The 12,337-nt window shown below is 69.3% G+C and carries 10 protein-coding genes; 7 read left to right on the top strand and 3 right to left on the bottom strand.

Translation table 11 applies throughout. The features are described 5' to 3' along the window. The first annotated feature begins 119 nt into the window (after window positions 1-119). The 3 genes from ACFWVV_RS25830 (at window position 120) to ACFWVV_RS25820 (ending at window position 4,541) form a co-directional block, all read left to right on the top strand. Window positions 120-860 carry an HAD family hydrolase gene (locus ACFWVV_RS25830; protein WP_384359104.1) on the top strand — a complete coding sequence of 247 codons (741 nt, stop codon included), beginning with the start codon at window positions 120-122 and terminating at the stop codon, window positions 858-860. Window positions 861-1,287: 427 nt separating this feature from the next. Then, on the top strand, window positions 1,288-2,889 hold the full coding sequence (locus ACFWVV_RS25825; RefSeq protein WP_384359106.1) for an ABC transporter substrate-binding protein: 1,602 nt from the start codon (window positions 1,288-1,290) through the stop codon (window positions 2,887-2,889). Between the two features lie 56 nt (window positions 2,890-2,945). Continuing rightward, window positions 2,946-4,541, top strand: a complete 1,596-nt coding sequence (locus ACFWVV_RS25820; RefSeq protein ID WP_384359108.1) for an ABC transporter substrate-binding protein — start codon at window positions 2,946-2,948, stop codon at window positions 4,539-4,541. Window positions 4,542-4,760: 219 nt separating this feature from the next. Here ACFWVV_RS25820 and ACFWVV_RS25815 read toward each other — a convergent pair whose 3' ends face one another. Then, on the bottom strand, window positions 4,761-5,432 hold the full coding sequence (locus tag ACFWVV_RS25815; RefSeq protein WP_384358208.1) for a response regulator: 672 nt from the start codon (window positions 5,430-5,432) through the stop codon (window positions 4,761-4,763). A 127-nt stretch (window positions 5,433-5,559) separates the two neighbouring features. Continuing rightward, window positions 5,560-6,414, bottom strand: a complete 855-nt coding sequence (locus tag ACFWVV_RS25810) for a RecB family exonuclease (RefSeq protein WP_384358206.1) — start codon at window positions 6,412-6,414, stop codon at window positions 5,560-5,562. 114 nt (window positions 6,415-6,528) lie between these two features. Here ACFWVV_RS25810 and ACFWVV_RS25805 point away from each other — a divergent pair, with 114 nt between their 5' ends. The 3 genes from ACFWVV_RS25805 (at window position 6,529) to ACFWVV_RS25795 (ending at window position 9,715) form a co-directional block, all read left to right on the top strand. Beyond that, a complete protein-coding gene (locus ACFWVV_RS25805; RefSeq protein ID WP_384358204.1) occupies window positions 6,529-7,818 on the top strand; it encodes a site-2 protease family protein in 1,290 nt (429 codons plus the stop codon). Between the two features lie 77 nt (window positions 7,819-7,895). Then, entirely contained in the window at window positions 7,896-8,801 is a 906-nt protein-coding gene (locus ACFWVV_RS25800; RefSeq protein ID WP_384358202.1) for a tRNA (adenine-N1)-methyltransferase, read from the top strand. Between the two features lie 344 nt (window positions 8,802-9,145). Beyond that, the gene (locus tag ACFWVV_RS25795; protein WP_384358200.1) at window positions 9,146-9,715 is read left to right on the top strand and encodes a hypothetical protein; all 570 of its coding nucleotides are present in this window, start codon (window positions 9,146-9,148) and stop codon (window positions 9,713-9,715) included. A gap of 34 nt (window positions 9,716-9,749) precedes the next feature. On the opposite strand, the gene ACFWVV_RS25790 is transcribed toward ACFWVV_RS25795, so the two are convergent. Beyond that, a complete protein-coding gene (locus tag ACFWVV_RS25790) occupies window positions 9,750-10,070 on the bottom strand; it encodes a ferredoxin (protein WP_384358198.1) in 321 nt (106 codons plus the stop codon). A 243-nt stretch (window positions 10,071-10,313) separates the two neighbouring features. Here ACFWVV_RS25790 and arc point away from each other — a divergent pair, with 243 nt between their 5' ends. After that, a complete protein-coding gene (gene arc, locus ACFWVV_RS25785) occupies window positions 10,314-12,080 on the top strand; it encodes a proteasome ATPase (protein WP_384358196.1) in 1,767 nt (588 codons plus the stop codon). The last annotated feature ends 257 nt before the right edge of the window (window positions 12,081-12,337 follow it).

The raw sequence follows: 12,337 nt of genomic DNA, 5'->3' as shown, positions 1-12,337 counted from the left end.
TAAAACCGGGAACGCGTGTACACCGGGCCCGACTTACACTGGACGCCCCTGTCCCGGCCGGCGGCCCTCGCGGTTGGCGGGCCCCCCGGCCTTCTCGTCCCTCCAGGAGGTGTGCCCGGATGACAAGCACGGTCCCCGCACGCGGTACCCAGCCACAGGCTCTGCAGGCCGTTCGAGCGGGGGAGACCCCGTCGGCGGAGGGTGCCGCACTCCAGGCGGTCCTCCTCGACATGGACGGCACGCTCGTCGACACCGAGGGGTTCTGGTGGGACGCCGAGAGGGATGTCTTCGCCGACCTCGGGCACCGGCTCGACGAATCCTGGCGGGAAGTGGTCGTCGGCGGGCCGATGACCCGCAGTGCCGGGTTCCTCATCGAGTCCACCGGCGCCGACATCGCCCTGCCGGAGCTGACCGTCCTGCTCAACGACCGCTTCGAGGAACGCATCGGGCGCGGCGTGCCGCTGATGCCCGGAGCGCAGCGGCTGCTGGCGGAACTGCGCACGTACGACATCCCGACGGCGCTCGTCTCGGCCTCGCACCGGCGGATCATCGACCGCGTCCTCGAATCGTTCGGGCCCGGCACCTTCGACTTCACCGTCGCGGGCGACGAGGTCGCCCGCACCAAGCCGCACCCCGACCCGTATCTGCACGCCGCGGCCAGGTTCGGCGCGGACCCGCAGCAGTGCGCGGTGATCGAGGACACCGCGACCGGAGTGGCGGCGGCCGAGGCGGCGGGCTGCCGGGTGGTGGCCGTCCCGTCCGTGGCACCGATCGCCCCCGCACAGGGCCGCGTGGTCGTCGGATCGCTCGAAGAAGTCGATCTCGCATTTCTTCGCAAGCTCATCACGGGAATGCACTGATACGGACACCCTGCGTGGCTTTCCGAAAGGAAGGAAACGCAGGGCATCGGGCCGTGTGTAATGCGTGAGATCTCTATGGGGAATTCGCAGCTCCGTAAATGTATTCACGGAGTGAGCTTGGTCACGGGGTGGGGGCGCCCATGTCTGTCCAGGGAGTGAGATGCCTGGCCGATGGGGCTTTTCGGGTGACCTTGTGTCCTGATTGATGAAGAGGTGTACGAAAAATTCCCCCCGCCGATGCACCGGACCGGGCGGGGACTGCGGTCGGACACCCGCACGTAATCCCACTAATCTCAACGCGAGAACTTCGCCGGACCCCTCTGCGGTTCGGTAACCGGCCCGATCTGCTCATCCCCAACTGGCGGATAACGGCGAAGTGTTCGCACCAAGGCTGCACCGCAGCGCCGGTTGAGGGAGAACGTCCAGGATGAACCGCAAGACATGGGTGCTGCCCGCAGCCGTCTGCCTGCTCGCACCGGTGCTCGCCGGGTGCGGCGGAGAGGCCGGCAGCGGGGACGGGGCCGGCAAGCCCATTGTCGTGGGCACCACGGACCAGTTCGTCGCGACCGAGAGCGGCCCGGCCCCCTTCGATCCGGCGTACTCCTACGACGTCGGCACCTGGAACATCCTGCGGCACTCCCTGCAGACCCTGTTGCGCGTGCCGCGCGGCGGCGGTGTACCGGTGCCCGAGGCCGCCGAGCAGTGCGGCTTCACCGACACGCAGAACACCAGCTACCGGTGCAAGCTCCGCGGCGGACTGAAGTTCTCCGACGGCAAGGCCCTGAACGCCACCGACGTCAAGTTCTCCGTCGAGCGGGTACTGCGGATCAAGGACGAGAACGGCCCCGTCGGCCTCCTGTCCAACATCGACACCGTCGAGGCCAAGGGTGACCACGAGGTGGTCTTCCACCTCAAGACCTCGGACGCCACCTTCCCGTACAAGCTCGCCACCCCCGCCGCGTCCATCGTGGACGACGCGGCCTACGCCCCCGACAAGGTGCGCGCGGGCTTCGAGGTCAACGGCTCGGGGCCCTACACCGTGCACGTGGAGACCAGGGGCAAGAGCGCCACGAAGGCGGTCTTCACCAAGAACCCGCACTACAAGGGCGACATCAAGCTCCAGAACGACAAGGTCGAGATCCGCTCCTTCGCCGACTCCGAGAGCATGGAGAAGGCCCTGCGCGACGGCGAGATCGACATGGCCTCCCGCACCCTGTCGCCCGAGCAGATCAACCGCATGTCCACGAGCCAGGACAAGGACGTCAAGCTCGTCGAACTGCCCGGTCTGGAGATCCGCTACCTCGGCTTCGACACTTCCGACCCGGCCGTGAAGAACAAGGCCGTACGCCAGGCCATGGCCGCGGTCGTCGACCGCACCAAGCTCACCAGCGAGGTCTACGGCTCCACCGCCGAACCCCTGTACTCCCTGGTCCCCACGACCATCACCGGCCACAAGAACTCCTTCTTCAACAAGTACCCCGCGCCGAACCCGGTGAAGGCCAAGAACCTCCTGCGCGGCGCCGGTGTCACCACCCCGATGAAGCTGACGCTCAACTACACGACCGACCACTACGGCTCCGTCACGAAGAAGGAGTTCGAGTCCCTGCAGAAGCAGCTGAACGCCTCGGGGCTCTTCGACGTCACCCTCAAGGGCACCGAGTGGAGCGAGTTCTCCACCAGGCAGAAGGCCGGCGACTACGCCGTCTACGGCATGGGCTGGTTCCCCGACTTCACGGACGGCGACAACTACGTCGCCCCGTTCCTCGACAAGGACAACTTCCTCAACAGCCCGTACGCGAACGAGCAGATCCGCGGCACCCTCATCCCGCAGTCGCGGCGTGAGGCCCAGCGCGGCTCGGCCGTGCCGACCTTTGAGAAGATCCAGGACATCGTCGCCGAGGACGTCCCGTTCCTCCCGCTCTGGCAGGGCAAGCAGTACCTCGCCGCCCGCAGCGACATCACCGGCACCGAATGGGCGGTCAACTTCGCCGCCGACCTCCAGCTCTGGGAGCTCGGCCGCGGCGTCTGACGCCACCGGACCCTCCGACGTACGACGTACAACCCTCCGAAAGTGTGAATCGCACGGTGCAGATACGTAAGCCATGGCTGACCGCCCCCCTCGCGGCCGGTCTCTCGGCAGGCCTCCTCGTCGGCTGCGGCAACGCCGGCAGCAGCGGGGCCCAGCCCACCGCGGGAACCGGCCGACCGGTCACCATGGGCATGTCCGACGAGATCAAGTCCACGGACCCCGCCTCCGGCTACGATCCGGGCTCCTGGCTGCTGTTCAACAACGTCTTCCAGTCGCTGATGGCCTTCCCCAAGAGCGGCTCCCAGCCCGAACCGGACGCCGCCGAGAGCTGCGCGTTCGACCAGGGCAGCACCGTCTACCGCTGCACCCTGCGCGACGGCCTCGCCTTCAGCAACGGGCACGCGCTGACCTCCAAGGACGTGAAGTACTCCTTCGAGCGCACCCTGCGGATCAACGATCCGGCCGGCCCCGCCGTGATGCTCTCGTCGATCAAGTCCATCGAGACCCCCGACGACCGGCACGTCGTCTTCCACCTCAAGGTGCCCGACGCCACCTTCCCCAGCAAGATCGCCTCCGGAGCCGGCTCGATCGTCGACCACCGGGAGTACCCGGCGGACAAGCTGCGCACCGACGGCAAGGCCGTCGGCTCGGGCCCCTACCGGCTGGACTCCTTCGGCAAGGAGAAGGCCGCCTTCGCCGTCAACGACCGCTACCAGGGCACCGCGAAGATCAAGAACACCGGTGTGACCCTGAAGCTCTTCCACGGCGACCAGAAGGCGCTGGGGGAGTCCCTCCAGCGGGGCGACGTCGACCTCGCCTACCGAGGCCTGGCCGCCAAGGAGATCGCCGACGCCGAGACGGCGGCCCTCAGCGGCGACAAGCCCGTCGCCCCCGTCGAAGGCAGCAGCGCCGAGGTCCACCACCTGGTCTTCAACGTGAAGGACCCGGTCGCCGGAAACCGCGGCGTCCGCCGCGCCATCGCCTACCTCGTCGACCGCGAAGCCCTCGTCCGCGAGGTCTACCGGTCCACCGCCACCCCGCTGTACTCGGTCATCCCCGCGGGCATCGCCGGTCACAACACCGCCTTCTTCAACAAGTACGGGGGCAGCCCCCAGCCGGAGAAGGCCCGCCAGGCCCTGCACGAGGCCGGCGTCAAGGGCAAGGTCAAGCTCACCCTCTGGGCCACGCCCGAACGTTACGGGCCGGCCACCGTCGAGGAGTTCAAGGCCCTCGCCCAGCAGCTCAACCGCAGCGGTCTGTTCACGGCCGACGTCAAGTCGGTCGAGCAGAAGCAGTACGAGAAGGACATCGCCGCCGGCAAGTACGGCGTCTACGTCAAGGGCTGGATCCCGGACTACCCGGACCCGGACAACTTCACCCAGCCGTTCTTCGGCAAGGGCAACGTCCTGGCCAACGGGTACGAGAACGCCGAAATCACCGCGCGGATCCTCCCGCGCACGGCGGGCGTCACCGAGCGCGGCAACACTGCCGAGGACTTCGGCCGCCTCCAGAACATCGTCGCCGAGGACGTACCGTTCCTCCCCTTGTGGCAGGGCAAGCAGTACGCCGTCGCCCACCAGGACATCGCGGGCCTGGAATGGACCCTCGACCCGTCGACGGTCTTCCGCTTCTGGGAGATCAGCAAGAACTGACCGGGGCCGCTCGCGCCGCACGGACAGCAACCCGCACGCGGGGCGCGGCACGGGCAGCAGCCGCACACGGCGCACGGGCGCAAACCCGCACGCGCCGCACGGACAGCAGCCCGCACACGGTGTGCACACGAGGAGGGCCCCACCGGATGAATGCCGGTGGGGCCCTCCTCGTGTGCACCGCACGCCCCGCGCGTCCCCCGCGCATCGGGCAGACGGGCGCTACTGGGCGCCCGGCCTCACCAGACCGCTCTCGTACGCGTACACCGCGGCCTGCACCCGGTCGCGCAGCCCCAGCTTCGTCAGCACATGACCCACGTGCGTCTTCACCGTGGTCTCGCTCACGAACAGATCGGCGGCGATCTCCGCGTTCGACAGCCCGCGTGCCACCAGCTTCAGCACCTCCACCTCACGCTCGGTCAGCGTGTGCAGAGTGTCCGGCACCTCGTCCTCACCGGACGGCAGATGATCCGCGTACTTGTCGAGCAGCCGGCGCGTGATGCTCGGGGCGAGCATCGCCTCGCCCGCCGCCACCACCCGGATCGCCTGCACCAGCTCGTGCGCGGGCGCGTCCTTCAACAGGAAACCACTTGCCCCCGCACGCAGCGCCTCCACCACGTACTCATCCAGATCGAACGTGGTCAGCACCAGCACCTTCGCCGGCCCGTCCCGTCCGGGACCCGTGATCTGCCGGGTCGCCTCGACACCGTCCATCCGCGGCATCCGGATGTCCATCAACACCACATCGGGCTGCAACGCCCGCACCTGATCGAGCGCCTGCAGACCGTCCCCGGCCTCACCGACGACCGCGAGGTCCTGCTCGGCCTCCAGAATCATCCGGAACCCGGTGCGCAGCAGCGGCTGGTCGTCCACCAGCAGGACGCGGATAGCCACGTGAACTCCTCTTCCCTAGACGAGCCCCATTCTGCCCTGCCCGTCTCCCCGCGTGCCGGGCGCGCCCCCGCCGGGCCCGGGCCCCCGCCGGCCCACCCCGCCGCCGCACCCCCGCACCCGTGCCGCGCTACTCCGCTGCCGCCCGGGGCCGCACCTCCAGCGGATACACCGGGGGAGTCCCGCCGAACTCGGGACAGACCGCCCGGTGATCGCACCACCCGCACAGCTTCGTGGGCCGCGGCCGCCACTCGCCCGTCTCCGTGGCCTCCTCGATCGCCTCCCACAGCGCGTGGAGCTTGCGCTCCATCCGCTCCAGGTCCGCCTCGTCCGGGTCGTACGTCATCACATCGCCACTGCCCAGGTACACCAGCTGCAGCCTGCGCGGCACGATCCGCTTCCACCGCCAGATCACCAGCGCGTAGAACTTCATCTGGAACAGCGCGCCCTCCGCGTACTCCGGCCGCGGCGCCTTCCCCGTCTTGTAGTCGACGATCCGCACCTCGCCCGTCGGCGCCACGTCCACCCGGTCGATCACCCCGCGAAGCCGCAGACCCGACTCCAGCTCCGTCTCCACGAACAGCTCGCGGTCGGCCGGCTCAAGACGGGTGGGGTCCTCCAGCGAGAACCACTTCTCGACCAGGTCCTCCGCCTGCCCCAGCCACCGCGTCAGCCGCTCGCCCCCGGCGTCGTCCGCGAACAGCCCGGACAGCTCCGGCTTCGACTCCAGCAGCCGGTCCCACTGACCCGGCACCATCCCCCGCGCCTTCGGCACCGTCCGCTCCACCGCCGGATCGTCGAACAGACGCTCCAGCACGGCGTGCACCAGCGTCCCCCGGGTAGCAGCCTCACTGGGCTTCTCCGGCAGCTTGTCGATCACGCGGAACCGGTACAGCAGCGGACACTGCATGAAGTCGCTCGCTCGGGAGGGTGACAGCCCCGTGGGCCGTCGCGCCCCGTCCGCCGTACCGGTACTCGTATCCATGACTCAGACCCTACGGCCCGCCACTGACAACGCCCCCCTACCATCGACGGCAGACCCTCCCGCACTGCATGATCAGGGCATTGCCCCGCACAACGGCATCAGGGCGACACCGGCGTGACACAACGAAGGGACCCCGTGGACGAGAGCGACGAGCGCAGCGCCGACAGGAAGAAGGGCGAAGGCGAGCGGCCCCGGTCCGGCCCGGACGGCAGCACCACCACCGACCCGGACCGCGACCGGACCCCGGACGGTGCCGGCGGCGGCCTGCTCATGGGCCGCCCCTTCGGCGTGCCCGTGTACGTCGCGCCCAGCTGGTTCCTCGTCGCCGCACTCATCACCTGGGTCTTCGGCGGCCAGCTCGATCTCGTGCTGCCCGAGCTCGGAGCCGCCCGCTACCTCGTCTCGCTCTTCTTCGCCGTCGCCTTCTACGCCTCCGTGCTCGTCCACGAGCTCGCCCACACGGTCGCCGCCCTCCGCTTCAAGCTCCCCGTACGGCGCATCCAGCTCCAGTTCTTCGGCGGCGTCTCCGAGATCGAGAAGGAGACCGAGACCCCGGGCCGCGAATTCGTCCTCGCCTTCGTCGGCCCCCTCCTCTCGCTGGTCCTCGGCGGGCTCTTCTACCTCGCCATGGGCCTCGTCGAAGCGGGCACCGTCCCCGGCGTCCTGCTCGCCGGCCTGATGATCTCCAACCTGATCGTCGCCGCCTTCAACCTGCTCCCCGGGCTGCCCCTGGACGGCGGCCGGATGCTCCGCGCCGTCATCTGGAAGATCACCGGCAATCCCATGACCGGCACCGTCGCCGCGGCCTGGATCGGCCGCGCGCTCGCCGTCGCCGTCCTCATCGGACTGCCCCTGCTCACCCACACCGGCGCCCTCGGCAACGCCACCGAGGACATCACCGGCATGGACACCGTGCTGGACGCACTCCTCGCCGCGATCCTCGCCGCCATCATCTGGACCGGCGCCGGAAACAGCCTGCGGATGGCCCGGCTGCGCCAGCACCTCCCCGACCTGCGCGCCCGCACCCTCACCCGCCGCGCGGTCCCCGTCGAACCGGCCACCCCGCTCTCCGAGGCACTGCGCCGGGCGAACGAGGCGGGCGCCCGCGCCCTCGTCGTCGTCGACGGCCACGGCGACCCCACCGCCGTGGTCCGGGAAGCCGCCATCGTGGGCGTTCCCGAGCACCGCCGCCCGTGGGTCGCCGTCAGCGGCCTCGCCGCGGACCTCACCGACGACATGCGCATCCCCGCCGGACTCGCCGGCGAAGCCCTCCTCGACCGGCTCCGCGCGGCCCCCGCCACCGAGTACCTGGTGATCGAGGAGAACGGCGAGATCTACGGCGTACTGTCCACCGCCGACGTCGAGCGCGCCTTCGTCAAGGCGATGGCCCGCCCCCAGCAGTGACCCGGCCGGCCCCGCGGCGGGCCTGGCCGGGCCGGACCGCGGCAGGGGAGCACTCAAACAGCCGGTAGGCTGGTCACATGTCCGAACCGACCGGTGCCGCCCGCCGACGCGGGCCCTTCAAGGTCGGGGACCAGGTCCAGCTGACTGACCCCAAGGGCCGCCACTACACGTTCACGCTCGAAGCCGGGAAGCAGTTCCACACCCACAAGGGTGCCTTCTCGCACGACGAGCTGATCGGGGCGTCCGAGGGCAGTGTTGTCCGTACCACGGGGAACGTCGCCTACCTGGCGCTCCGCCCCCTGCTCCCCGACTACGTCCTGTCCATGCCCCGCGGCGCAGCCGTGGTCTACCCCAAGGACGCGGGGCAGATCCTGGCCTTCGCCGACATCTTCGCCGGCGCCCGCGTCGTCGAGGCGGGAGTGGGCTCCGGTGCACTGAGCGCCTTCCTGCTGCGCGCCATCGGCGACCACGGGATGCTGCACTCCTACGAGCGCCGCGAGGACTTCGCCGAGATCGCCAAGGGCAACGTCGAGCGTTACTTCGGCGGCCCCCACCCCGCGTGGACCCTCACTGTCGGCGACCTCCAGGACAACCTGTCCGACACCGAGGTCGACCGTGTCGTCCTGGACATGCTCGCCCCCTGGGAGACCCTGGAGGCCGTCTCCAAGGCGCTCGTCCCCGGCGGCATCATGTGCGCGTACGTCGCCACCACCACGCAGCTCGCCAGGACCGTCGAGTCCATCCGCGAGATCGGCTGCTTCGCCGAGCCCCAGCCGTGGGAGTCGATGGTCCGCAACTGGCACGTCGAGGGCCTGGCGGTCCGTCCGGACCACCGGATGATCGGCCACACCGGCTTCCTGGTCACCGCCCGCCGTCTCGCCGACGGCGTCGAGCCCCCGATGCGCCGCCGCCGTCCCTCCAAGGGTGCCTACGGCGACGACTACGAGGGCCCCAACAAGGAGCGCGGCAACAGCCAGGGCTGAGCCCGGCCGCACCGCCCCAACAGACCGGCGCCGCCGTCCAGTTCCCGGACCGACACGAGAACTGGACGGCGGCGCCTTCACGTTGTCCCGGTCCCGGGCGCGGGTCCCGCGCCCGGATCCGTACAGGGCCCGCCCCGTACAGAGCGCGTCCCCGCCGGGCGGTCGCCCCCGGCGGGCACCGCCCGCCCGGCACCACCCCGCGCAGGCCGTCCGCCCGTGTACGAAGTCTTTGCCCGGCGCCGTCCACCCCGGCGTTCCGCCCCACCACCCTGATGTGGCACGATGCTCGCCATCCTCCCGTCGCCGGTGTCCCTCCCGGCACAGCCCCACAGGAGACACTCCACGTGCAGAGCTCCGCGCCCCAGGCCCCCGCACACACCCGGCCCCGCGCGGTGCACTGGCTGGTCACCGCCACCGCGACGGCCGCCGTCGTAGCGGGCGCCGCCCTGCTCCAGCCCCCGGCGGCCACCGCCACCCAGACACCCCCGTCCGCCAGGACCGCCGCAGGCGCGGCCCCGGCCCTCCCCGCCCCGGACGCGAAGACGGCCGCGTACCCGCTGGAATGCCGCAGCGGCAAGACCGTTCTGCTCCGGCAGGCCACCGGCGACCTGGACGGCGACGGCCACCCCGAGACCGTCGCCGCGGTCCGCTGCGACTGGGGCATCGGCACCCCGCCGAGCGCGCTCTACGTCCTCACCGGAGCCGGCCGCGTCGTCGCCACCCTGCTGGAACCCGGCGAGGAGCAGAACGTCACCGACCTCACCGTCACCCGGGGCAGCGTCACCGCGACCCTCCTCGGCTACTCCTCCGACGCGGTCGCCCGCTGCTGCCCCGACAAGACCAGCAAGACCAAATGGCAGTGGCGGAACGGGAAGTTCACCCGCTCCGCCACCACCGGGCCCCGCAGCGTCTGACACCGCGGGACCCGCACCTCCTGCGCGACCTGGCCTACCCGGCGTCCGGCCCGAACACCTCGACCCTGTCCGAAACGCGACGTACATGAATGCAGTCGCCCGGGCACTCCTTCGCCGAGTCCACCACGTCCTGCAACAGCGGCAACGGCACCGGCGTAGTGGCACCGGGGGCCTGGAGCAGCTCGTCGTCGCCGCTCTTCACATACGCCAGCCCGTCGATGTCGAGCTCGAAGACCTCCGGCGCGTACTGCGCGCAGATCCCGTCGCCGGTGCAGAGGTCCTGGTCGATCCACACCTCAAGAGGGTCCCCGACCTGGGCACCGTCTGCGGTGGGAGCCTTCTCCTGCACGGTCATATCTCCTGCCGTTCCCTGCGCGGTATGCACCAATTGAAGCCAGCCCTGACGGGTGTTGAACACTTCGACGATACAACCGCCCGCTTTCCGATGTTGCTGGGTGGGTATCCCCCCTCTGTGAGGGAGTACGCAAGGGTGAAGATCGGACACTCCTCGATCGTCTTTGTGATCTAGGGGTTTTAATCAACACCTACCCAGGTAGGGTCAGGAAGCGTCCAGCTCCCCTTGGAGGAGGTGAGGACCGTGGCAGCCCACGACGACGACATCAACCGCGGCATCCGGCCCGCGCGAGGGTCCGAGGACCCCGCCGGACAGGTTGCCTATCTAGAGCAGGAAATCGCCGTCCTGCGACGCAAGCTCGCCGACTCTCCGCGGCACACGAGGATTCTCGAAGAGCGGATCGTCGAGCTGCAGACCAACCTGGCAGGCGTGTCCGCACAGAACGAGCGGCTCGCCAACACACTCCGCGAGGCCCGCGACCAGATCGTGGCCCTCAAGGAAGAAGTGGACCGGCTCGCACAGCCGCCGGCCGGCTTCGGTGTGTTCCTGGAGGCCAATGAGGACGGCACGGCCGACATCTTCACCGGAGGAAGGAAACTCCGGGTCAACGTCAGCCCCGGCGTCGAGCTCGAAGAGCTCCGGCGCGGCCAGGAAGTCATGCTCAACGAAGCGCTCAACGTGGTCGAGGCCATGGAGTACGAGCGCGCAGGGGACATCGTCACCCTCAAGGAGATCCTCGAGGACGGCGAGCGGGCCCTGGTGGTCGGGCACACCGACGAGGAACGGGTGGTCAGGCTCGCCGAGCCGCTGCTGGACATCACCATCCGCCCCGGCGACGCCCTGCTGCTGGAGCCCAGGTCCGGCTACGTCTACGAAGTCATCCCGAAGAGCGAGGTCGAGGAGCTCGTCCTCGAAGAGGTCCCGGACGTCGACTACGACAAGATCGGCGGCCTGGGCAACCAGATCGAGCTGATCCGCGACGCGGTCGAACTGCCCTACCTCTACCCCGACCTCTTCAAGGAGCACGAACTGCGGCCGCCGAAGGGCATCCTGCTCTACGGCCCGCCCGGCTGCGGCAAGACGCTCATCGCCAAGGCCGTCGCCAACTCCCTTGCCAAGAAGGTCGCCGAGGTCACCGGCCAGCCCCAGGGGAAGTCCTACTTCCTCAACATCAAGGGCCCCGAGCTCCTCAACAAGTACGTCGGCGAGACCGAGCGCCACATCCGCCTGGTCTTCCAGCGGGCCAGGGAGAAGGCGAGCGAGGGCACCCCCGTCATCGTCTTCTTCGACGAGATGGAATCGCTCTTCCGCACCCGTGGATCCGGTGTCAGCTCGGACGTGGAGAACACCATCGTCCCGCAGCTGCTCGCCGAGATCGACGGCGTGGAGGGCCTGGAGAACGTCATCGTCATCGGCGCCTCCAACCGCGAGGACATGATCGACCCGGCGATCCTGCGCCCCGGCCGGCTCGACGTGAAGATCAAGATCGAGCGTCCGGACGCCGAAGCGGCCAAGGACATCTTCGCGAAGTACCTCAAGGCCACCCTGCCCCTGCACTCCGACGACCTCGCCGAGCACACCGGCTCCAAGGACGCCGCGGTGCACGGCATGATCCAGACCGTCGTCGAGCAGATGTACGCGGAATCCGAGGAGAACCGCTTCCTGGAGGTCACGTACGCCAACGGTGACAAGGAAGTCCTGTATTTCAAGGACTTCAACTCCGGCGCGATGATCCAGAACATCGTCGACCGGGCCAAGAAAATGGCCATCAAGGCCTTCCTCGACCAGAACCAGAAGGGCCTGAGGGTCGCACACCTCCTCCAGGCCTGCGTGGACGAGTTCAAGGAGAACGAGGACCTGCCCAACACCACCAACCCGGACGACTGGGCCCGCATCTCCGGCAAGAAGGGCGAGCGGATCGTCTTCATCCGCACGCTCGTCACCGGAAAGCAGGGCGCGGACACCGGACGCTCCATCGACACGGTGGCGAACACAGGCCAGTACCTGTAATGCGCAGACCGGCTGCGGATACCCCCGCGGGTATCCGCAGCCGGTCCGTTTCCCCGCATCTTCCAGCCAATAGGGCGGGACTTCGGCACACAACAGAGCAATGACGGATTTGATCTCCCCACCAGCGCAAAGGCGTTCTAGGCTCTTCCGTACCGCCACCGCCGGTCGCACAGTGCGGGGACGGGCACCGCACACGCACCCCAGAACCAGCGGTACTTGAGCGCCGCCCCAGGACGGGGGCGGCGCCGGGCAAGGAG

It is taken from the genome of Streptomyces sp. NPDC058663 (assembly GCF_042716745.1).
GTDB lineage: Bacteria > Actinomycetota > Actinomycetes > Streptomycetales > Streptomycetaceae > Streptomyces.
This window is presented reverse-complemented; position numbering and strand designations above follow the sequence as displayed.